Below are 21114 nucleotides of genomic sequence, written 5' to 3'. Positions count from 1 at the left end.
CTGTTCCTCAGCTTTCCAGCAGGAGCCGTTGGGCCCGGGGTGCGAGGGTATGTTCCAGGACCAGCGAGGCGGCGCCGATGGCTCCCACGTCCTCCCCGACGCCCGTGCCAACAACCTCGATGGGGTGGATCAGCCTGACGTCGCTGTTGGCATCCAGGAGTGGCGGAATCAGCTCCAGGTAGCGCTCCGCCAGTCCGCTCCAGAAGGGGCCGCCGAAAACGACGCGTTCCACGTCGAGGGTGTTGGTGACAACGGAGACTGCCCGGGCCACCAGGACGGCGGATTTGTCCAGGATGGCAGCGGCGCGTTCGTCCCCGCCGTCGGCGAGTGCGCACAGCCGGGCGAAGCTTTGCTGGACTTCGGCGCCGCTGTTACCCGCGCGGGATCCGTCCAGGATGCCCGCTGCTTCCGCCTCCGCCACCAGGACCTGCGGGATGCAGGAGGATTTCACGCAGCCGCGCAGGCCGCAGTCGCAGGGTGGGCCGTCGGGATCGACGATGATGTGTCCTATCTCCCCGGCGTTGCCGGACGTGCCGCGGACCACTTCGTCGTTCAGGACGATGCCGCAGCCGATGCCTGTGCCCATATACATGAAGACGAAGCTGCCGGCGCCGCTGGGCCCGCCTGCCCATGTCTCCGCCACGGCGGCGCTGGTGACGTCCTTGTCAACGAGTACCGAGTAACCGGTGGCCCCGGCCAGCGCTTCGCGCAGCTCCACCCTGTCCCAGCCGGGCAGCAGTGGTGGATCCACGACCGTGCCGTTGTCCAGGTCGATGGGGCCGGGCGCAGCCACGCCCAGGCCGGCGATGCGGCTGCGGTCTACGCCGGAATCGGCGACGAGCTGGTCGATTTCCGCAGCGATGGTGCTGATCACGGCGGAGGGATCGTTTCCGCCGGGGGTTTTGATCCGCGAGTGCCGGACAACAGATCCCACGAGGTCGAGCACCACGAACGTGGTGACTGCGGGGTCCAGGTGGACACCCAGGGCGTACATGCCGCCGGGATTGAGGCGGAGGATGGTGCGCGGCTTGCCCGGGCCGGTACCCTCCTTGCCGGCCTCGACAATCAGGTTCTGGTCCAGCAGGCGGCGCGAGATGTTCGAAATGGTCTGCGGGGACAGGCCCACGATCTGGGCCAGTTCAACGCGGCTCAGGCCACCGGACGTCCTGCGGATTGCGTCAAGGATGACGGTGAGGTTGAAATCCCCCATCCTGGGCAAGTTGGTTCCGCGTCTCGGAGAGGATTGGCGGATCTCAGACACTGTGTCCCCTAAACGTCTTCGGCTACCTCGTGATGGTGATGCTTTGAATCGTACGTTAAGGGTGGTCCCCCGCCCATATGCGCGGGCGGCGGCGCGGCGCGGCAGGATCCGCGGTTCCCGGCGGTGGACTCCCGGTGGCCGGGCGCGTTCCAGTCAGAGGGGGCGGCGGGTGCTTCGGGTGACGGTGAACTTGGGGTTCCGCCCCTCCACCACGGTGGGCCCCACGTACCGTTCCAACGCCGGCAGGTAGGCGAGGTGCCGGTTGAAGACCGTCCACAGCTCGCCGCCGGGAGCCAGCACCCGCCCGGCTGCCTGGATCATCTTGAGGCCGGCGCCGGCGTGGACGCCTGCACCAACGTGGAAGGGCGGGTTGAGCAGCACGGTGTCCACGGCGCCGTCCGGGAAGGTGCTCAGCGCATCGTCCTGCAGAACGCTGATGCGGTCTGCCAGGCCGTTTGCGCGGGCGGTGGCAAGGGCGGACTGCACTGCGGCCGCGGACTGGTCGGTGGCTGTCACGGCGGATGCCGGGAACTGCCGCGCGTACATCGCGGCAAGGATTCCGGTGCCGCAGCCGAGGTCGACGGCGTGCCGTGCCGGTTTCATCCGGGGCAGGAATGCCAGGAGGAAACGCGTGCCGATGTCCAGCCTGGGGCCGGCAAAGACTGCGCCGTGGGCTGCCACGTCCAGGTCCAGGCCGGCAAGGTGCTCCACCACCGGGAAGCGGGGCGCCACGGTGGAGGGTTTGGGGCCCGCGGCAAGGAGGACCCGGGACTTTTGCCGTGCGAGCTGCGGCTGCACCGAAACGAAGTACCGTTCAAGGACGGCGTTCATGCCCAGCGACATGTGCTTCACCCGGCCTCCTGCCAGCAGCTGGACGTCCGGTGCGGCATGCAGGGCCACGGCGGCAGCGATTTCTTCCAGTTCCGCGAGGGTTTTGGGGAGCTGCAGCAGGATGGTGTCTGCTCCCGCCAGCAGCTGGTGCCCCAGGGGCAGCTGGACAAACTCCGCCCCGGGCCCGTCCCCCAGTTCGGCCGCGTTGAGCCGCAGTGCCCTTTCCCCTGTGATCAGGTCCTGGTGCACGCGCAGCGACGCCGGGGCAAGCACTGCCGAGGCGCCGAGCGTCAGGGCCCCGTAGCGGTCATTGATCACCGCCACGGTACCGCCGGCCCGCCCCAGCTGCACTGCGGTCTCCAGCAGCAGCCGGTCCGTGGCATCCCAGGCCTGCAGGTTGGGGGCTTCGACATCGGGCCGCCGGCGCAGGACGTTGAAAATGTCCGCCAGGGTGTTTGCTGCCACCGGTGTCCTGCCGCCTTCTGTTGCCTTCGTTCGCCCCGCGTCCCGGGGCATCACCCCCACGTTACCGTTTTCGCCGCCGTCGCCATTCCAGGCAGCTTCAGGATCCCGGTCACTGCCGCGCGGCCCGCACGGTTGGCGCCAATGGTGGACGACGACGGCCCGTAACCTACCAGGTGGACGCGCGGCTCGGCCGCCACCCGGGTTCCGTCCATGGCGATTCCGCCGCCGGGCCCGCGCAGGTGAAGCGGGGCGAGGTGTTCCAGTTCCGCCCTGAAGCCGGTGGCCCACAGGATGACGTCGGCCTTGCGGAGGCTTCCGTCGGCGCGGCGGACGCCGTCCGGTTCGATGGACGTGAACATCGGCTCCCGGTCGAGGGCGCCCCTTCCCCTGGCCGCGCGGAGGGCTGGTGTCCAGATGAGGCCCGTCACGGACACGACGCTTTGCGGCGGAAGTCCCTGCCGGACACGGTCCTCCACGAGCGCCACGGCCTCGTGGCCCGCTGTGGCATCGAACGGCGCGTCGCGCCACACCGGTTCCCTTCGGGTGAACCAGCTGGTGGTGGTGACGCGGGAAATTTCTTCCAGCAGCCCGACGGCGGAAATGCCGCCACCCACCACCACCACATGTTTGCCGCGGAACGAGGACTGGCCCGGGTAAATGGGCCAGAACGGGCGGGTCCACGTACCGGTGGCGTTGATGATGGCCCTGGCCGTCCAGTCCCCGCGTGTGGTTTCGACCCGCAAGCGCCCGGCCGGGTCATCATCTTCGCGCCTGACGGCCCGTACCTTGACGGGCCGGAGAACGGACAGACCCAGCTCAGCCTCGTAGCTTCCGAAGTACCGGGTCAGGAATTCCGAGCTCGGTTCCGCCGGATCCACCTCCGGTTTGGCGATGCCCGGCAGATCGCTGATTCCGTTGACCGTGGCCATGCGCAGGCTCCTCCAGCGGTGCCGCCATGCACCGCCCGGCCCTTCCTCGGCGTCCAGCACGGCATAATCAATTCCCCGGCGCTGCAGGTGGTAGGCAGCCGAGAGGCCGGCTTGGCCCGCCCCGATTACCACCACGTCGGTTGGGTCAGGACTCACCTGCCCATGATAGTCGCGGAAGCCAACACGGCCTTAGGGTAGGCGCATGGAAACTGGAGCAGCCGAACGGACAGGAAACGGAAGCACCGGGCACGCTGCCCGGCTGGAAAAGGCCCTGGGGGTGGTGCTGGGGACCGGGCAGATCCCGTTGCGCCTGCGCGCGTGGGACGGCTCGGAAGCGGGACCCGTGGACGCACCCGTCCTGGAGTTCAGGTCCCGAAAGGCTCTGCGCCGCATTCTGTGGTCGCCGGGACAGCTGGGACTGAGCCGCGCCTACGTGGCAGGTGAAATCGACACCCCGGGGGACATCTTCGCGGCGTTCACGGCATTGAGCTCGGCCGGCAAGTTCGCCGAGCCCGGGCCGTTCCGCCCGCTGACCGCAGGCGAGCTCTGGCTGCTGTTGCGCACCGCGGTCCGGCTCGGCGCCATCGGGCCCAACCCTGCCCCGCCACCGGAGGAGGCGCGCATTGCCAAAAAGGGCAGGATGCATTCCCGCCGCCGGGATTCGGCCGCCATCTCGCATCATTACGACGTCGGCAACGACTTCTACGCCCTGGTGCTGGGACCGTCGATGGTCTATTCCTGCGCGGTATGGGCCGCCGGCGGCGCCGAAGCCCCCGGGAGTGGCCCTGACTCGGGGCTGGACGCCGCTCAGGAGGCCAAGCTGGACCTGGTCTGCCGCAAGCTGGGGCTTCAACCGGGGATGCGGGTGCTGGATGTGGGCTGCGGCTGGGGCAGCTTCGCCCTCCACGCTGCCGCCAGGTACGGCGTCAGCGTAGTGGGCGTGACGCTCTCCAGGGAACAGGCCGCCCTGGCCCGCAAGCGTGCAGCGGACGCCGGCCTGACGGACAAAGTGGACATCCGGGTCCAGGATTACCGGGATGTCAGCGACGGGCCATTCGACGCCATCAGTTCCATCGGCATGTCCGAACACGTCGGGCGCGCCCAGACCCCCGCCTACGCCTCGGCCCTCTACGGGTTGCTCCGGCCCGGCGGGCGGCTGCTGAACCACGCCATCTCCTGGAACGCCGGCCCCACCAGCCCGGACCCGGACTCATTCATTCCCCGGTACGTGTTCCCCGACGGGGAGATGATCAGCCTCGGCGAAATGGTGGCCGCCCTGGAAACGGCGCGGTTCGAAGTCCTCGACGTGGAGGCCCTCCGCCGGCACTACGCGCTCACGCTCCGGGCATGGGTAAGCCGGCTTGAGGAAAACTGGGACGAGGCGGTGAAGCTGGCCGGTGCGGGACGCGCCCGGGTGTGGCGGCTCTACATGGCCAGCAGCGCCATTGGCTTCGAAACCGGGCTGACCGGAGTCAACCAGGTGCTGGTGCGCCGCCCGGGTGGAGAGGAACCGCCGCTGCGGCGCACCGCCTGGATGTGAGCCGTTTTACTCCCGCCAACACTCCACGTACAGCGCCCTCCTGCCGGGACGTAACCCGGCAGGAGGGCGGCCTAATCCCGGGGAGGACCCGGGCTTCCTTCAGGCCACCGGCGGAGGTCCGCCTGGCCGGGTGAAAGGCTGGATTTTCTCGATCTGGACCACCTTCGGGTCTGTCTCGTCGGCGGCGTAATCCGTGGGCCGGGTGAGGTCCTCCCCCGTGCGGACCTTCAGGGCCCGCAGCACCAGGGTCAGGACGGCGGCGACAATCAGGTTCAGCGCGAACGCGGACACCGCGATGTAAACGGTGAAGTCCGTCCCGGGGATGGGGGCCAAAGAGCCGCCAAAATGGGCCTTGGTCGCCGGATTGACCACGTTGTATGCGGAGATTGTTCCGAAGATGATGCCCACCGCCCAGCCGACAAGCAGCGCCCAGCGGTCGAACCACCGGGTGTACAGGCCGGCCACCACGGCCGGGAAGGTCTGCAGGATCCAAATGCCGCCCAGCAGCTGCATGTTGATGGCCGCGGACTGGTCCATGGCGATCACGAAGACCAGCGCGCCCACCTTCACCACCAGCGAGACGATCTTGGAAACCTTCGCCTCTGTCCTGGCATCGACGTCAGGCCGGATGAAGTCGCGGTAGATGTTTCGGGTGAACATGTTTGCCGCCGCAATGGACATGATCGCCGCGGGGACAAGCGCCCCGATGGCGATGGCAGCCAGGGCCACCCCCGCAAACCAGGCCGGGAAATGGTCAAGGAACAGCTGCGGTACCACCAACTGCGGATTGACCGATCCGTCCAGGTCGATGGGCTTGGTGCCCGCCTTGATGGCCACGAAACCCAGCAGGGCCAGGAAACCAAGCATCAGCGAGTACAGGGGCAGGATGGCGGCGTTGCGGCGGATGGTATTGCGGGCCTTGGATGCCAGCACCGCCGTCACGGAGTGGGGATACATGAAGAGCGCCATGGCCGAACCCAGTGCCAGTGACCAGTAGGCGGAGTAGTTGGCAGCACCCGGAATGAAGACCCCTGCGGGCTTTCCGGTGGCCTGGTTCACCGTGCCCAGTTTGGCCTGTGCCGAACTGAAGATGGTGTCCCAGCCGCCGAACTTGATGGGCAGGTAGATGACGGCCACGATCACCGCAAGGTAGATCAGGAGGTCCTTGACGACGGCAATCATCGCCGGCGCGCGGAGTCCCGATGTGTAGGTGTACGCGGCCAGGACCACGAAGGCCAGGATCAGCGGCAGGTCGGTCAGGAGCACATTGCCTGAGCTGCCCAGGCCAAGGACCGTGAGGACGGCCTTGATGCCTACCAGCTGCAGCGCGATGTAGGGCATGGTGGCCACGATGCCCGTGACGGCGACGGCCAGCGAAAGCCAGCGGCTGCCGTAGCGGCCGCCCACGAAGTCCGCTGAGGTGACGTAGCCATGGCGGTGGGACACCGACCACAAACGGCTCATGATGATGAAGATGATCGGATAGAGGACGATGGTGTAGGGCACGGCAAAGAAGCCGCTGACGGCGCCCGTGGCCCACATCGCTGCGGGCACTGCCACGAAGGTGTAGGCGGTGTAGAGGTCCCCGCCCAGCAGGAACCAAGTGATCCAGGTGCCGAATCCGCGGCCGCCCAGGCCCCACTCGTCCAGGCTGTGCAGTCCTTCCACCTCTCCGCTGCGGCGCCATTTGGCGGCCAGGAAGCCCATGACGGCAACAACGACGAACAGCAGCACAACAATGATCAAGGCAATCCAGTTGATCTCGCGCCCGTTCATGGCCGGTCCCCTCCCAACCCGGCATCAGCGGAGGCTGTGCCTGCCCGTGGCGGGCCGCCTGGACGTGCCTCAGCCCGCCGTCGTCGGTCTTCCTTGGTTACCAGCCAATAGGCCGTGCCGGTCAGGATGGCCGAAATGGGCACCCAGAGCAGCTGGTACCAGTAAAAGAACGGCAGCCCGGCCAGCCTGGGCGCATCGAAGGAGTAGAGCTGCGGCATGAGGGGGAAGAGGATGGCGGCGGCCAGGATGATGCCGGCACCGATGTATGGAGCGGGCCTCGCAGGCCCCCGGATCGCGGTATCGCGTGTCAGGCGCGATTCCTCTGGAACAGCATCGCCGTTGTAGCCGGAACCATCTGCGTGGGACATCTGTGACCTCCTCGTCAGCCTGTCCCGCGTCCCCGCTCTTGGGTGAAAGCGGCCGGGCGGCGGGACGATGTGCCCTCAACCTCAGTTGTACCCCGCTTTGACCTGCGCGGGAAGGGTTTTTCCACCGGCTGCAGGTCCCCATCCGGAGAGAAAAGGACCAGGCCCCCAACAACGACGAAAAAGGGAACCAGCACAAATGTGATGGTTCCCTTTTCCGAGTATCGGTGGAGCTGAGGGGACTCGAACCCCTGACCCCCTGCATGCCATGCAGGTGCGCTACCAGCTGCGCCACAGCCCCGTACTCTTGTTCCTTCCGGTTGAATTCGCCGGAGCAACCTGACCAGAGTAATGCACTTTTCCGCTGGACGCCAATCGGCGGTCAACGGCCCCGGAACCGCGCTCCTCCGCCGCGCAGTCCTGCAGGCATTCAGCCGTCGTCAGCTGCGCGGGAACGGCTGGAAACGAAAAAGTCCGCCGGAACCAGGATGGTTCCGGCGGACCCGCCGGTGGAGCTGAGGGGACTCGAACCCCTGACCCCCTGCATGCCATGCAGGTGCGCTACCAGCTGCGCCACAGCCCCGGATTGTTGCTGCTCCAAGGAGCTCTCTCCGGGGTCTCCCCCGAAGCAACTCAAATATCTTAGAACAGCAATTCCGAAAATTCCAAATCGGGAATATTCACTCTCCGCACACGTTCACGGCGCGGGCGCGGCCTACTCGCTGTCGGCTATTGCGCCGGCTTTGGCGGATGCGTCGTCCCCGAGCTGCAGGTCCACCACGGGGCAATCCTTCCAGAGCCGCTCCAGTGCGTAGAACACCCGGTCCTCCTCATGCTGGACGTGGATGACGACGTCGGCGTAGTCCAGCAGGACCCACCGGCCGCCGGAACGGCCCTCGCGGCGCACCGGCCGCAGGTCCTGTTTGGCAAGTTCTTCCTCGATGCCGTCAACGATGGCGTTGACCTGGCGTTCGCTGGGTGCCGAGGCGATGAGGAAGACGTCGGCCAGGGCCAGGCGTTCACTCACGTCCATGGCGACGATGTCCTGCGCAATCTTGTCGGCGGCGGCCTTGGCGGCCGTACGGGCTATTGCAATGGACGATTCTGTTGCAGTCACGGGACTCCTTGTTTGGTGAAAAGTTGATGCCGGTGCGGTCAGCGGGACATGCCGCTGACGATCAGGATGATGCCGGCAATGAGGGCCAGGATCCCGAACGCGAGGATGCAGAACTGAAGGATGCGGTTCCGCCGCGCCCTTGTCAGGCCGGCCGTTGCGGCGTCCAGGGGGTCAAGGCCATGGGCGGCGCGGGCAGGGACGCGGGGAAGATCCTCGAAGAGATCCTCTGAGGGGTTCTCCGTCTGGTTGTCCGGGAGCGATACCCGTTTGGGACGGCTGGCGGCTTTGGCCGCTGCCTCGGCACGGGCTATGACCTGGGACCTGCCGCTGGCGGATTCGGGCGCTGGCGCCTTGGGGCGGTTGGCAGGTTTGCGTTTTCCCGGAACTTTGGTGCCGGGCCTGGTGGTGACCGGGACATGCGAGGTTGCCGGCGGCTTCATCACCGGACGTTCGACGCCGGGCACCTGGACGAACTCGAGCGGCGTCACCATCGCCAGGTTGTTGGCGGTGGACGGGCCGGGCTTGTCTTTGGCGGCGGCTTCCCTGGCCGGGGCGGGAGGATTCCCCGCCTGTTCGGCGAGCTTCTGCCGGGCCATTGCCCTGCGGTTCAGGACCGCGGCCCGCTCCGCCAGGGCGATCTGTTCGGCCAGGATCTCCGGATCGACGGCCTCCGGATCCACAGACGCGATGTGCTCCATTTTGGCGATCTGGTTCCTGGCCTGCGCGGCGATCAGCGCCCGCGCTTCCAGTGCCTGTTCCACCGTCATCCCCTCCGGGGCGCCTCCTGGAGCCGGTGCAGGACGTTCAGCGGCGGCTGCGGGCCCTGGTTTCGCCGGGGCACCAGTTTTTACCGGCGCGCCGGTGTTCGCTGCAGGGGCCGGGGCAGCAGTGTCCGCTCCTGACGACGCGGTGGGGGCGGGCGCAGCGGCTGGTGGCACAATCGGATTGGCGGCCGTCAGTGCCTGCTCTTTGAGTTGCTGCAACCGCAGCTGGCGCCGGGTGGGCGGTCCCCCGGCAGCAAGCTGGCCTTCCTTTTCCTCAAGTTCCTTGATGGTGCGAAGCGCGGCCCGGTCGCGGGCCCGGATCTGGGACGAACGCTGGGTGGGCGTCTGGTCTTCAGGCGTCCGGTCGGCAGGCGTGTCGGCGGGGGCCGGCGGAGTTGTTACTGCGGAGCGGGAGCGGGCCGTCGCATCCTGTCCCGCCGGTGCGGGTGCGCCGTCGGCCGGCCGGTTCGCGGCAGGCGGGCGCTGCCCGGTGGCGGGCGGGGTGGCCTGTTGGGCGTCCCTGGCCTTCCGGAGTTCCCGGCGGCTGCGGATTGGGGGCTGTTCCTGACTCATTGAGAACTCATTCAGTACTGGCTGGTTCGCGTGCTTCGGAAGTTATTTCATCCGCGCTTGCAGGCGGCGGGTCCGAATACAGGCCGTACTTGGCGATGTATTGGACCACCCCGTCGGGGACCAGGTACCAGACCGGGTTGTTCGCTGCCACACGGGCCCGGCAGTCCGTTGACGAAATGGCCATGGCCGGAACTTCCAGGAGGCTGACGTCGTCGCGGCCCATCCCGTCCAGGACGTGCCCGGGACGTGTCACGCCCACGAAGTGGGCCAGCGACCACAGCTCGTCAATGTCCTTCCAGGACAAAATCTGCGCCAGGGCGTCCGCGCCGGTGATGAAGAAAAGGTCGGCATCGGGGCGCTGGGCCCGGAGGTCGCGGAGGGTGTCGATGGTGTAGGTGGGACCCGGACGGTCAACGTCGACACGGCTGACGGTGAAGCGCGGATTGGATGCCGTGGCGATGACGGTCATCAGGTAGCGGTGTTCGGGCTCGCTGACCTGTTTATGGGACTTTTGCCATGGCTGCCCGGTGGGGACGAAGACCACCTCGTCGAGGTCGAACTCCGCCGCGACTTCGCTGGCCGCGACAAGGTGGCCGTGGTGGATGGGATCGAATGTCCCGCCCATCACGCCAAGCCGCAGCCGCCCCCGGGCACCATTGCGGTGCAGGTTGTGGGAAATCTTAGTGGCCCTGCCCGCGATCGTGCTTATTGGGGTGCTGGCGGTGCGGATCGGCGTGCTCGTCCGTGGCGGCGTGGCGGTTGCCCAGGTTGGTGTAGGACCAGGCAATGAACATCAGGACCACCAGGATGCCGAACATGGAAACGCCAAAGACCCACGGTTCGGCCCACAGCGGCGCAAGCTCCTCATGGCCTGATTCACCTGCGGCGGCGACGGACGTGGCAATCTGCTGGAGCAGCATTTTCTCCCCTATGTTCAAGGATTTACGGGCAGCGGAACCTTCCGCTGCTTTCCGGGTTCTGGTCTATGTTACCGCGTTGCTATGCGCGGACCTGGCCTTCGCCCTGGACGATCCACTTGGTGGTGGTGAGCTCGGTCAGGCCCATGGGCCCGCGGGCGTGCAGCTTCTGGGTGGAAATGCCCACCTCGGCACCGAGGCCAAGTTCCCCGCCGTCGGTAAACCGCGTGGAAGCGTTCACGATCACCGCCGCCGAATCCACCTCGGCGATGAACCGTTCAGCGTTGGCAAGGCTGTTGGTGAGGATCGCTTCGGTGTGCCCGGTGGACCAGGTGCGGATATGTTGCACGGCCTCATCGAGGCTGTCCACCATGGCCACGGCCAGGTCAAGGTCCATGTACTCGGTTCCCCAGTCCACATCCGTGGCCGGCTGGGTCTCGATCCCGGGCAGCGCGGCGCTGATGCGCCCGTCCACGTGCAGGCGGACACCGGCGCCACGCAGGGCGGCGGCCACGGCGGGCAGGACGGTTGAGCGCGAATGCACCAGCAGGGTCTCGACCGTATTGCAGACACTGGGCCGCTGGGTCTTGGCGTTGAGCAGGATCTCCACGGCCATGTTTTCGTCGGCGGACTCGTCGAGGAAGATGTGGACGTTCCCCTCCCCCGTTTCGATGACGGGCACGGCGGAGTTGGTCACCACGGTCTGGATCAGGTCGCGGCCGCCGCGGGGAATCAGCACGTCCACCCTGCCGCGGGCCTTCATCAGGACGTTGGCACCGGCGCGGCCGTACTGGTCCACGGTCTGCACGGCGTCGGCCGGAAGGCCCACAGATTCGAGGGCTTCGCGCAGCACCCGGACCAGGACCTGGTTGGTGGCCTCGGCAGCGCTGCCGCCGCGCAGGATGACGGCGTTGCCGCTCTTGAGGGCCAGCCCCGCGATGTCCACGGTGACGTTGGGCCGTGCCTCGTAGATGGCCGCCACGACGCCCATGGGCACGTTGACCTGGCGGAGGCGGAGCCCGTTGGGAAGGGTCTGGCCGCGCACCACATTGCCCACGGGATCCGGGAGGTTGGCCAGGTTCTCGAGGGCGGCCACCAGCCCTGCCACGCGGGCCTCGGTGAGGGTGAGCCGGTCCAGGAGCGCGGCGGAGGTGCCGTTGGCCTTGCCTTTTTCCACATCCATGGCGTTGGCGGTGAGGATGGCCGGCACGTTCTCCTGCAGGGCGGCTCCGACAGCCCGGAGGGCGCGGTCCTTCCAGGCACGGTTGGCAGTGGCCATCCGGCGGGCAGCGTGGCGGGACCGGTCCGCGAGGGCGTGGACAGCCGCTTCAACCTCCGCAGCGGATAGAGGCGCAGCAGCTGATCCCTGTTCTGCCACGGCACCCGGCTGCGCCTGCGCAGCAGTGGTTCCGGAATTTTCAGCAGTGTGGATCAGGGCTTCAGTCATGCTCCAAGTTTAGGCGAGCCCTGGGCTCAGACCAGCACCAGGTCATCAACATGAACAACTTCGCGGTCATAGCCGCTGCCCAGTGCCTCGCCCAGCTCCCGGGTGGAACGCCCCAGCATGCGGGGCAGCTCCTCCGACGAGTAGTTCACCAGGCCGCGGGCCACAACGATGCCGTCGGTTCCTGCCAGCTCCACGGCGTCGCCCGCTTCAAAGTCGCCCTGCACCGCGGAAATCCCCGCCGGCAGCAGGGAGGTGCGGTGGTGCCGCACGGCACGCACCGCCCCCTCGTCCAGGACCAGGCGGCCCTGCACCGAGGCAACGTGCGCCAGCCACAGGAGCCGGACGGGCTTGCGGGAACCGTTGACGGAAAACCACGTGCCCACGTCCTCGCCATTCAGGGCTGCGGCGGCGTTGGACGTGGAGGTCACCAGGGCGTGAATGCCCGAACCTGCCGCCATGCTGGCAGCTTCCACCTTTGTCATCATCCCGCCGGTTCCCACACCGGCCTTGCCCGCTTTGCCGATGGAAACGCCCTCGAGGTCGTGCGCGCCCGTGACCAGGGGGATGCGCTTGGCACCCTGGGCGGGCGGCCCGTCATAGAGGGAGTCGACGTCGGACAGCAGCACCAGTGCGTCGGCGCGCACCAGGTGCGCCACCAGGGCGGCGAGCCGGTCGTTGTCGCCGAAGCGAATTTCGTGGGTGGCCACGGTGTCGTTCTCGTTGACCACGGGGACCACACCGAGGTTCAGCAGCCGGTCCATGGCGCGGAGGGCGTTGGTGTGCTGGCTGCGGCGCATCAGGTCCTCGGCCGTGAGCAGGACCTGGCTGACGGTGACGCCGTGCGCGCCGAAGGCCTGGGTGTACCGGGCCATCAGCAGCCCCTGGCCCACGCTGGCGGCGGCCTGCTGGGTGGCGAGGTCGCGGGGGCGCTTGGCCAGTCCCAGCGGGGCCAGTCCGGCCGCGATGGCGCCGGAGGAGACCAGGATGATCTCGGCGCCCGCGTTGCGCTTGGCCGCGAGTGCGTCCGCCAGGGCGGTCAGGGATTCCTCCGAGATGCCGCCCTTGATGCTGGTCAGAGACGAGGAGCCCACCTTCACGACGATCCGGCGGGCGCCTGCCAGTGCGCTCCTGTCCGCCGTCCGCCCGGCGGGTTCCGCGGTCATGCCCCTAGAGGTCATCGTCCGCTTCCAGTCCGCTCTCCTTCACAGGGTGGGCAGCGCGGCGGCCACTGACGGATTCGGTCCAGATACCGGCTTTCCGTTCCGCCTCGAGCTCGGCCCGGGCGGCGGCCTTGGCGTCACGGCGCTCCTGCTGCTCATCGCGCTTCTGGCTGCGGGTGGGCCGATCCCCAATGTCTGCGAACCGCACATCGGTGCCGCGCGGTGACGCCAGGAGCTCGGCCCCTGCCATCATGGTGGGCTCCCAGTCGAAGACGACACCGTCGTCCCCGCCGATGACCACGGTGTCGCCCGGCTTGGCGCCCTGCTTGAACAGTTCAGTCTCCACGCCGAGCTTGGCGAGCCGGTCCGCAAGGTAGCCGATGGCTTCCTCGTTGGTGAAGTCGGTCTGCTTGACCCAGCGTTCGGGCTTTTCGCCGAGGACGCGGAACAGCGGCTCCAGGTTCTTTTCCTCGCGCCGGATCTTGAAGCCGGCCTCGTTGACGGCGCGGGGACGCAGTACGGCGGGCTGGACCTTGGGCGGTGCCGCAGCGACGGCGTCGCGGGCCGCCTTGACGATCTCCGCCATGGCGAAGCCCAGCTGGCGCAGGCCCTCATGGCTGGTGGCGGACACCTCGAACACGCGGTAGCCGCGGGATTCGAGTTCCGGACGCACGAATTCGGCCATGTCCTTGCCGTCGGGCAGGTCTACCTTGTTCAGGGCCACCAGCCGGGGGCGGTGGTTCAGGGGTACCACTTCGCCGTCCTGGCCTGCGTAGCTCATGTCGACGGCGTACTTCTCCAGCTCGCCCTCGATGATGGCGAGGTCCGACAACGGGTCGCGCTCCGATTCCAGCGTGCCGCAGTCCAGCACGTGCACCAGGGCTGCGCAGCGCTCCACGTGCCGCAGGAAGTGGTGGCCCAGGCCGCGTCCCTCGCTGGCACCTTCGATGAGCCCGGGTACGTCGGCGATGGTGAACCGCACGTCTCCGGCCTGCACGACGCCGAGGTTGGGAACCAGCGTGGTGAACGGGTAGTCAGCGATCTTGGGCCGGGCCGCGGACATCGCCGCGATGAGGCTGGACTTGCCGGCCGACGGGAAACCCACCAGCGCGATGTCGGCGATGGACTTCAGTTCCAGGACGATGTCGCGGGACTCGCCTTCGATGCCCAGCAGCGCAAAGCCGGGGGCGCGGCGCTTTTGCGAGGACAGGGCGGCGTTGCCGAGTCCGCCAATGCCGCCTGCGGCGGCCACGTACTCGGTGCCCTCGCCGACGAGGTCAGCCAGGACGGTGCCGTCCTTGGACTTCACCACGGTGCCGTCCGGGACGGGCAGGATGAGGGTTTCACCGTTTTTGCCGCCGCGCCAGTCACCCATGCCGGGGCCGCCGTTGCTGGCGTGCCGGTGCGGTGCGTGGTGGTAGTCAAGAAGCGTGGTGGTCTGGTGGTCGACGCGGAGGATCACGTCGCCGCCGTTGCCCCCGTTGCCGCCGTCGGGTCCGCCCAGCGGCTTGAACTTCTCGCGGTGGACGGAGACGCACCCATGGCCGCCGGTACCGCCGGATACGTGCAGTACTACCCGGTCTACAAAGCTGGCCACGTGGATCTCCTCAGAAACTGTTTACCTGGCGGCCCAGGGGACGCCACATCGATTGTAATGCGGTTAAAAGAACAGTGGAGCGGACCCTCAGGCCCGCTCCACCGTTTCAGAACTTGTTGTTACTCTGCAGCTGCAGCAGCAACGATGTTGACTACGCGACGACCGCGGCGGGTGCCGAATTCAACGGCGCCCGGGGTCAGGGCGAACAGGGTGTCGTCGCCGCCACGGCCAACGCCGGCGCCCGGGTGGAAGTGGGTGCCACGCTGGCGGACGATGATCTCGCCGGCCGAAACAACCTGGCCGCCGAAGCGCTTGACGCCGAGGTACTGAGCGTTGGAATCGCGACCGTTGCGAGTGGAGCTCGCGCCCTTTTTATGTGCCATCTGAAATGCCTGCCTCTAAATTCTGGGGAATCTGTTGAAATGCCTGAACAGTAACCGGTGGTTACTTGATGCCGGTGATCTTGACCTTGGTCAGTTCCTGGCGGTGACCCTGGCGCTTCTTGTAGCCGGTCTTGTTCTTGAACTTCTGGATGACAATCTTAGGACCACGCAGGTCCTGGAGGATTTCAGCCGTAACAGTTACCTTGGCCAGGTCAGCGGCGGCGGAGGTGACCTTGTCACCATCAACCAGGAGCAGTGCGGGCAGCTCAATGGTGCTGCCGGCTCCACCGGCGACGCGGTTCAGGGTAACGAAGTCTCCAACGGAAACCTTCTCTTGGCGGCCGCCTGCGCGGACAATCGCGTACACCACTTGGGAACTCACTTCTCTCGACGTTTATTACAAAATTTGCGTGCGGAACCGACTTGCTAAAAGCTTGGTTTCTCGCTGTGCCTCAACGCCGTGGGGTCGTAACCCAAGTGTTGGCGTAAGCACCGAAGATCAAGAATACGCTAAATCCATCTTCGGCCGCAAATGAGGCTGGTTCAGGCGGGCCGGCTGTGGTAGTAACCACAGCCCGGCAGGAACCGCCGCAACCGTGCTCCACCATCATAGCCGGGCCCGGCCCGCGGGGGTCAGGAATGCAGCCTCGGCGCGTCGAAGAACTCCACTTCCAGGCGGCAGGACTGCTTGAACGCCGTCACCATCGCCGCCCTCTCATGGTCCGGCGCGGTCCGTCCGGCTGCATCCACGATGGCGATGGCTTTGCGGGTTGCTTCGGCGAAGCCCTCGTCGGCGTACGTCCGGAGCCAGGCCGCGTAGGCATGGCCGTCCGGTTCGCCCGAGGCCAGGAACCGGGCGTGGAGCTTCCCGCCGACTTCGGCGTAGAGCCAGAAGCAGGGAAGCACGGCGGCGGCGAGGACGGCATAGCTGCCCGACGCCGACGCTGCCGTGAGGTGGTCCACGTATGACTTGGTGACGGGGCCCAGGCCCTTCGGGGCCGGGCGGGTGCTGAGCCACGAGCGGTGGAGTTCCGATTCCACCTCAAGGCACTGCTGCGCGGATCCGGCCCAGAAAAGCTGCTCGGCCTCCGAGGGGGCCAGCGCGCTGGCCCGTGCCAGCACCCTGGAGTAGCCGTTCAGGTAGAGGGCATCCTGCGCCAGGTAGTAGGCAAAGTCCTTCTCCGGAAGGTCTCCTGACGCCAGGCCGTGGATGAAGTCCAGTGCGTAGATGTCCGCCAGGTCCTGTTGGGCTTCCGACCACAACCGGGCCGCGAAGCCGCCCTCCTCCAGGACCGGCCGCACGTGGTGGAAGTGGTGTACGGGGCCGTTCCCCTGGCCCACCTCCAATTGGCCGGAGTTCTCAAGTGCGCCGGCCAGCCAGGGCTTGACCGTTCGCAGTGATGCCTCCCAATTGCCCAAACGGGCCTGGACTGTTGCCATGGCAGAGGACAGGGAACAGCCCGTCCCGTGGCTGTTCCGCGTGGAAACCCGCTTCCCCTGCACTTCCACCACGTCCGGGCCCAGGAGGCCCGAAGCGTTGACCAGCGCATCCGGGCAGTCGAGGCCTGAAAGGTGGCCACCCTTGACCAGCACGGTGGCTCCGGTGGCTTCCGCCAGGCGCCTGCCCTGGTCCAGCGCGGTGTCCCAGTCTTTCGCCGGCTCCGTGCCCAGCAGCAGCGCGAGTTCGGGAAGGTTGGGGGTGATGAGGTGGGCAAGGGGCAGCAGTTCCCGGAGCGCGGCTTCGGCGGATTCCTTCAGCAGCCTGTCGCCGCTGGTGGCCACCATGACGGGGTCCAGGACCACGACGGCGGGACGGGCCTTTTCGAGCCATTGGCGGACAGTGCGGATCACCGACTCGTCGCCCAGCATGCCGATCTTGACGGCGTCGATGCTGATGTCGTCACTGACCGCGCCCAGCTGCTGGGCCAGGAAGCCGGCCGGCGGGACGTGGACGGACTGCACACCCCGGGTGTTTTGCGCCGTGAGTGCCGTGATCGCGGCCATGCCGTATCCGCCATGGGCGGCAATGCTTTTGAGGTCCGCCTGGATCCCGGCCCCGCCGGACGGGTCGGAGCCTGCAATGGAGAGGACGCGCGGGACATCGCGGCCCCCAGGCAGCGCGGGGGCCACGCCGGACGCTGTGGGCAGGGGCATGGAGAGGGTCGAAGACAACAGACATCCCTTCGCCGGTACTAGCCGGACAGGTTCAACGGGTGTGGATCTCAGCCGGCCTTCTGCGCGGCACCCCGTGTCGGGTTCCAGAGTAGCCGCTGGGGCGTACCCGGCGGAAAGGTGACAGCACCCGCGCATGCAGGAAGTCCCCGTCCGTGGACTGTTCCCCCTGGATTCATGGGGGACAGTCCGCACGACGGGGACTTCCTGGGTGGCGCGTTAACTGCGCCTTGGCTTAGAGCTCCGAGGCGGGGACGCCGACGCCGAGGATGATCGGTTCCCCTGCCGGCTTGCCGGGCTCCGCCGCAGCGGGCTGTGCTTTGGCGGTGTCCGGGGCCTTGGCTGCGTGCGAGTGCCCCGCGCCTGTCGCCTGGACGTTCTCGTGGTGCTGGACAGCGGTTTCATTTGCGGCACCCTGGGCACGGCTGGCAGCGCGGTGGCGCCGCGGCCTGCGTTGCCGGGACTGCTCCAGCGTGTGGTCGGAGTAGTCCTTTTCCACCGGAGCTTTCACGGCGGCACGCGCCTGCGCTCCCCCGCCGGGCTGCTGTTCGGGCACCGACTGTTCGGGCGCTGACTGTTCGGCCGGCTTCACCGTGTCTGCGGCCTTGGCGGGCGCGTTCTCCACCGGGGAAGCCGGCTGGCCGAGGTGGGCGAAGGCTTCCGCGAGCCGGTCCAGCGTGAGGGCGGGCCTGGGATGCTGGTCCTCAGCGTGCTCCACGAAGGGAAGCGGGACTTCCTCGCCGCCGAAGGTCAGGACAGCTGCGGGGCGTGCCGGGCCATCGGCGTCGTGCTTCTCTTCAACAGGGACCTGCGCCGGCTCGGCGGACGGTGCCTGCCGGGTGGCTGCCACCTCATCGTCATGCAGGTGGGCCGCATGGGCGGCAGCCGCGATGTTCGCCAGGGCAAGCCGGGTGGCCTCTGCCTTGGCGTGCCGCTCTGCGTCTGTGGGGTCCGGCAGGACGGTGTGGACGTGGACAGCAGGCGCCGGGGCAGCCTCGGGCTGCTGGCCGCCGCGTCCCCGCCGCCGTTTGCGCTCGGGACGGACTCCGGGCTGGCCGCCATCGGCCCGCTGCCCTTCGGGGCGGTGGGCTTCCCCGCGGGCTTCGGGGCGGCTGTCGGCGCGCTGGACGTGGTGCTCGGCCGCCACAATGTTGGCGCGGCGGTGCTCCACGGGATCGTCGTGCGTCACTACGCCCCGGCCGGCGCAGGCCTCACACTGCTCGCCGAAGACTTCCAGCAGGCCCGTCCCCATGCGCTTGCGGGTCATCTGGACCAGGCCCAGCGACGTGACCTCGGCAACCTGGTGCTTGGTCCGGTCGCGGCCCAGGCATTCCACCAGGCGGCGCAGGACCAGGTCGCGGTTGGATTCGAGCACCATGTCGATGAAGTCGATCACGATGATGCCGCCGATGTCGCGCAGCCGCAGCTGGCGCACCACTTCCTCGGCGGCTTCCAGGTTGTTCTTTGTGACGGTTTCCTCGAGGTTGCCGCCGCTGCCGGTGAACTTGCCGGTGTTGACGTCCACCACGGTCATGGCCTCGGTGCGGTCGATGACCAGGGAGCCGCCGGAGGGCAGGAAGACCTTCCGCTCAAGGGCCTTGTGGATCTGCTCGTCGATGCGCCAGGCGGAGAAGATGTCCTGGTCCTTGGTCCACTTCTCGAGGCGGCCCACCAGGTCCGGCGCCACGTACGTGACGTAGGCCTCGATGGTGTCCCAGGCCTCCTCACCGGAGACGATCAGTTTGGAGAAGTCCTCGTTGAAGACGTCCCGGACCACCTTGATGGTCAGGTCCGGTTCGCCGTACAGCAGCTCCGGGGCCAGGATCTTGGTGGACTGGGACTGGCTTTCGATGCCTTCCCACTGGGCGCGCAGGCGGTTGATGTCGTGCGTCAGTTCCTCTTCCGAGGCACCTTCCGCGGCGGTCCGGACGATGACGCCGGCGTGCTCGGGCAGGCGGTCCTTGAGGATGCGCTTGAGGCGGTTGCGTTCGACGTCGGGCAGCTTGCGGGAGATGCCGGTCATGGAGCCGCCGGGCACGTAGACCAGGTAGCGGCCGGGAAGGGAGATCTGGCTGGTCAGCCGGGCGCCCTTGTGGCCGACGGGATCCTTGGTCACCTGGACCAGGACGGTGTCGCCGGATTTGAGCGCGTTCTCGATGCGGCGCTGCTTGCCTTCGAGGTTGACGGCTTCCCAGTTGACCTCACCGGCGTACAGCACGGCGTTGCGGCCACGCCCGATGTCCACGAACGCAGCTTCCATTGACGGCAGCACGTTCTGGACCTTGCCCAGGTAGACGTTGCCGATGAGCGAGTCCTGCTGGGTCTTGGACACGAAATGCTCGGCCAGGACACCGTCTTCAAGGACGGCGATCTGGATTCTGTCGTCGCGCTGGCGGACGATCATCTGCCGGTCCACGGATTCGCGGCGGGCCAGGAACTCGGCCTCGGTGATGACGGTGCGGCGGCGGCCGGTGTCGCGGGATTCGCGGCGGCGCTGCTTCTTGGCCTCAAGGCGGGTGGAGCCCTTGACGCTGGTGACCCGGTTGTTGACCGGCGCTTCACTGACCGCGCGCGGGGCACGGACCCTCGTCACCGTGTTGGGCGGGTCGTCGCCTTCCCCGCCGGTCAGCTCCAGGTCCTGGTCACCGCGGCGGCGGCGACGGCGGCGGCGGGACGTCACGCCGTCCTCGGCTTGTGTGGCGCTGTCCTCGTCGGCCTCGTCCTCGGCGTCAGCCTCGGCGCTGCCACCCTCGATGTCCTCGTCCGCCTTGTCGCCGACGCGGCTGCGGCCCCTGCGGCCGCGGCTGCGGCGCCTGCGGCGGCTGGAGGAATCGTCGCCGTCGTCGGTTTCTTCCTCTTCAGGTTCCTCGACGGCGGGTGCTGCGGGACGGACCACGGTGCTGAGGTCCGGGGCCTGGAAGAGCACGGATGTGGGCGATGCAGGCTCCAGGAAGAGGGAACCAAAGGGGCTGGCGGCCGCGGCGGGGGCGGTCTGTTCCTTGACCGCAGCGTGCTCTTCCTTGGCCACAGCGGGGGTTTCCCGGGCAGGCCCGGGGGCTCCGGCAGCCTCGGCGGCCGCGACGGGTTCCTGGGGCTGCTCCTGCGCAGGAGCTGCTTCCTGGGCGGCAGCTTCCTCCCGGGCCGGTTCCTGTGCCGGGGCTTCCGGGATTGCTGGTTCTGCAGCGACGGCGTCCGCTGCCGCGGCTTCCGCCGCGGGCGGGGCAGCCGGGGACGCGGCCTTGCGGGTGGCTACCCGACGGCGGCGAACAGGTTTGGTTTCGGCGTCCGCCGTGGCAGCAGGTGCTGCGGCAGCGTCTTCACCGGCCACGGCCGGTGCCGGGGCATCAACGGACGCAGCATCGACGGACACAGCATCAACAGGCGCAGTGCCGGCGGCAGCGGTTGCCTCTGCGTCATCAGCGAAGGCGGGCAGGGGTTCGGGGGCGTCCGCTTTCCTGCGGGGGCGGGTGCGGCGGGCCGGGGCCTTGGTCGCCGCGGCGGCTTCCGCCGACGGCGAGTCGCCGCTTGCTTCAGGGGCGGCTGCCTCCGGCGCCGTGGCCGCTGCATCCGTCACGGCTTCTTCGGTCTTGGGAGCCGTTTTCCGGCGGGTGCGTACAGCCCTCTTGGGTGCAGCAGCAGCCTCGGCAGCCGGTGCATCATCGTTAACGGCCAGTTCCTGATCATTGTCCATATGTGGCAACACTCCTGCCCCTGACGTACCGCCACATCCGGCACCCATTGGGGCACATATTGTCAAAACCCGCAGGCGTTGACAGAAGTCACGTGGATACTCCCAGGTTCGCACCGTCATTGGGGT

Annotated in this window: 17 protein-coding genes, 2 tRNA genes and 1 riboswitch; of the genes, 1 reads left to right on the top strand and 18 read right to left on the bottom strand. The window is 67.8% G+C overall.

Features of this window, described 5'->3' with window-relative positions; translation table 11 throughout:
• Window positions 1-7: 7 nt before the first annotated feature.
• The 3 genes from AC6JAM_RS17625 to AC6JAM_RS17615 form a co-directional block, all read right to left on the bottom strand.
• A complete protein-coding gene (locus tag AC6JAM_RS17625) occupies window positions 8-1210 on the bottom strand; it encodes an ROK family transcriptional regulator (RefSeq protein WP_134164661.1) in 1203 nt (400 codons plus the stop codon).
• Between the two features lie 204 nt (window positions 1211-1414).
• Window positions 1415-2557: a class I SAM-dependent methyltransferase gene (locus AC6JAM_RS17620; protein ID WP_497935329.1), complete on the bottom strand. Its 1143-nt coding sequence runs from the start codon at window positions 2555-2557 to the stop codon at window positions 1415-1417.
• A 50-nt stretch (window positions 2558-2607) separates the two neighbouring features.
• The gene (locus AC6JAM_RS17615) at window positions 2608-3642 is read right to left on the bottom strand and encodes an FAD-dependent oxidoreductase (RefSeq protein WP_497935327.1); all 1035 of its coding nucleotides are present in this window, start codon (window positions 3640-3642) and stop codon (window positions 2608-2610) included.
• Window positions 3643-3688: 46 nt separating this feature from the next.
• Here AC6JAM_RS17615 and AC6JAM_RS17610 point away from each other — a divergent pair, with 46 nt between their 5' ends.
• Window positions 3689-5026, top strand: a complete 1338-nt coding sequence (locus AC6JAM_RS17610; RefSeq protein WP_018769453.1) for a class I SAM-dependent methyltransferase — start codon at window positions 3689-3691, stop codon at window positions 5024-5026.
• A gap of 99 nt (window positions 5027-5125) precedes the next feature.
• On the opposite strand, the gene mctP is transcribed toward AC6JAM_RS17610, so the two are convergent.
• The 15 genes from mctP to AC6JAM_RS17535 all read right to left on the bottom strand — a co-directional run bounded on the left by mctP (window position 5126) and on the right by AC6JAM_RS17535 (window position 20988).
• Window positions 5126-6802, bottom strand: a complete 1677-nt coding sequence (mctP, locus tag AC6JAM_RS17605) for a monocarboxylate uptake permease MctP (RefSeq protein ID WP_018769454.1) — start codon at window positions 6800-6802, stop codon at window positions 5126-5128.
• Window positions 6799-7170 (bottom strand): DUF3311 domain-containing protein, encoded by a 372-nt coding sequence (locus AC6JAM_RS17600; RefSeq protein ID WP_018769455.1) that lies wholly within the window; start codon window positions 7168-7170, stop codon window positions 6799-6801. Before AC6JAM_RS17600 ends, mctP begins: the two co-directional genes overlap by 4 nt.
• A 225-nt stretch (window positions 7171-7395) precedes the next feature.
• Window positions 7396-7468 (bottom strand) — tRNA-Ala (locus AC6JAM_RS17595).
• Between the two features lie 209 nt (window positions 7469-7677).
• Window positions 7678-7750 (bottom strand) — tRNA-Ala (locus AC6JAM_RS17590).
• A gap of 132 nt (window positions 7751-7882) precedes the next feature.
• Window positions 7883-8284: a ribosome silencing factor gene (gene rsfS, locus AC6JAM_RS17585; RefSeq protein ID WP_018769456.1), complete on the bottom strand. Its 402-nt coding sequence runs from the start codon at window positions 8282-8284 to the stop codon at window positions 7883-7885.
• A gap of 38 nt (window positions 8285-8322) precedes the next feature.
• On the bottom strand, window positions 8323-9621 hold the full coding sequence (locus AC6JAM_RS17580) for a hypothetical protein (RefSeq protein WP_134164659.1): 1299 nt from the start codon (window positions 9619-9621) through the stop codon (window positions 8323-8325).
• A 7-nt stretch (window positions 9622-9628) separates the two neighbouring features.
• The gene (gene nadD, locus AC6JAM_RS17575) at window positions 9629-10300 is read right to left on the bottom strand and encodes a nicotinate-nucleotide adenylyltransferase (RefSeq protein WP_377204418.1); all 672 of its coding nucleotides are present in this window, start codon (window positions 10298-10300) and stop codon (window positions 9629-9631) included.
• 1 nt (window position 10301) lies between these two features.
• Window positions 10302-10541, bottom strand: coding sequence for a hypothetical protein (locus AC6JAM_RS17570; protein WP_018769459.1), 240 nt, complete (start codon window positions 10539-10541; stop codon window positions 10302-10304).
• A gap of 79 nt (window positions 10542-10620) precedes the next feature.
• Window positions 10621-11985 (bottom strand): glutamate-5-semialdehyde dehydrogenase, encoded by a 1365-nt coding sequence (locus AC6JAM_RS17565; RefSeq protein WP_056390655.1) that lies wholly within the window; start codon window positions 11983-11985, stop codon window positions 10621-10623.
• Window positions 11986-12011: 26 nt separating this feature from the next.
• Entirely contained in the window at window positions 12012-13148 is a 1137-nt protein-coding gene (gene proB, locus AC6JAM_RS17560) for a glutamate 5-kinase (protein WP_018769461.1), read from the bottom strand.
• 4 nt (window positions 13149-13152) lie between these two features.
• Window positions 13153-14742: a GTPase ObgE gene (obgE, locus tag AC6JAM_RS17555; protein ID WP_018769462.1), complete on the bottom strand. Its 1590-nt coding sequence runs from the start codon at window positions 14740-14742 to the stop codon at window positions 13153-13155.
• Window positions 14743-14861: 119 nt separating this feature from the next.
• Complete coding sequence (gene rpmA / locus AC6JAM_RS17550) at window positions 14862-15125, bottom strand: 50S ribosomal protein L27 (protein ID WP_009372867.1); 264 nt, start codon at window positions 15123-15125, stop codon at window positions 14862-14864.
• A gap of 61 nt (window positions 15126-15186) precedes the next feature.
• Complete coding sequence (rplU, locus tag AC6JAM_RS17545) at window positions 15187-15495, bottom strand: 50S ribosomal protein L21 (RefSeq protein ID WP_003803420.1); 309 nt, start codon at window positions 15493-15495, stop codon at window positions 15187-15189.
• Between the two features lie 263 nt (window positions 15496-15758).
• Window positions 15759-17279 carry a bifunctional hydroxymethylpyrimidine kinase/phosphomethylpyrimidine kinase gene (gene thiD, locus AC6JAM_RS17540; RefSeq protein ID WP_497935978.1) on the bottom strand — a complete coding sequence of 507 codons (1521 nt, stop codon included), beginning with the start codon at window positions 17277-17279 and terminating at the stop codon, window positions 15759-15761.
• A gap of 7 nt (window positions 17280-17286) precedes the next feature.
• Window positions 17287-17384, bottom strand: a riboswitch (TPP riboswitch).
• A gap of 148 nt (window positions 17385-17532) precedes the next feature.
• Window positions 17533-20988: an Rne/Rng family ribonuclease gene (locus AC6JAM_RS17535; protein ID WP_497935325.1), complete on the bottom strand. Its 3456-nt coding sequence runs from the start codon at window positions 20986-20988 to the stop codon at window positions 17533-17535.
• Window positions 20989-21114: the final 126 nt, after the last annotated feature.

It is taken from the genome of Arthrobacter sp. GmRoot5-12 (assembly GCF_059739365.1).
Note: the sequence above shows the minus strand (reverse complement) of the source record. Positions and strands in the feature narration are given on the sequence as shown.

What these genes read in the sequence shown, in the direction of transcription:
- AC6JAM_RS17625 (WP_134164661.1), bottom strand. Translation starts at nt 1,210, where the DNA reads ATGGGGGATTTCAACCTCACCGTCATCCTTGACGCAATCCGCAGGACG.
- AC6JAM_RS17610 (WP_018769453.1), top strand. Translation starts at nt 3,689, where the DNA reads ATGGAAACTGGAGCAGCCGAACGGACAGGAAACGGAAGCACCGGGCAC.
- mctP (WP_018769454.1), bottom strand. Translation starts at nt 6,802, where the DNA reads ATGAACGGGCGCGAGATCAACTGGATTGCCTTGATCATTGTTGTGCTG.
- AC6JAM_RS17600 (WP_018769455.1), bottom strand. Translation starts at nt 7,170, where the DNA reads ATGTCCCACGCAGATGGTTCCGGCTACAACGGCGATGCTGTTCCAGAG.
- AC6JAM_RS17580 (WP_134164659.1), bottom strand. Translation starts at nt 9,621, where the DNA reads ATGAGTCAGGAACAGCCCCCAATCCGCAGCCGCCGGGAACTCCGGAAG.
- AC6JAM_RS17570 (WP_018769459.1), bottom strand. Translation starts at nt 10,541, where the DNA reads ATGCTGCTCCAGCAGATTGCCACGTCCGTCGCCGCCGCAGGTGAATCA.
- AC6JAM_RS17565 (WP_056390655.1), bottom strand. Translation starts at nt 11,985, where the DNA reads ATGACTGAAGCCCTGATCCACACTGCTGAAAATTCCGGAACCACTGCT.
- proB (WP_018769461.1), bottom strand. Translation starts at nt 13,148, where the DNA reads ATGACCGCGGAACCCGCCGGGCGGACGGCGGACAGGAGCGCACTGGCA.
- rpmA (WP_009372867.1), bottom strand. Translation starts at nt 15,125, where the DNA reads ATGGCACATAAAAAGGGCGCGAGCTCCACTCGCAACGGTCGCGATTCC.
- thiD (WP_497935978.1), bottom strand. Translation starts at nt 17,279, where the DNA reads ATGCCCCTGCCCACAGCGTCCGGCGTGGCCCCCGCGCTGCCTGGGGGC.
- AC6JAM_RS17535 (WP_497935325.1), bottom strand. Translation starts at nt 20,988, where the DNA reads ATGGACAATGATCAGGAACTGGCCGTTAACGATGATGCACCGGCTGCC.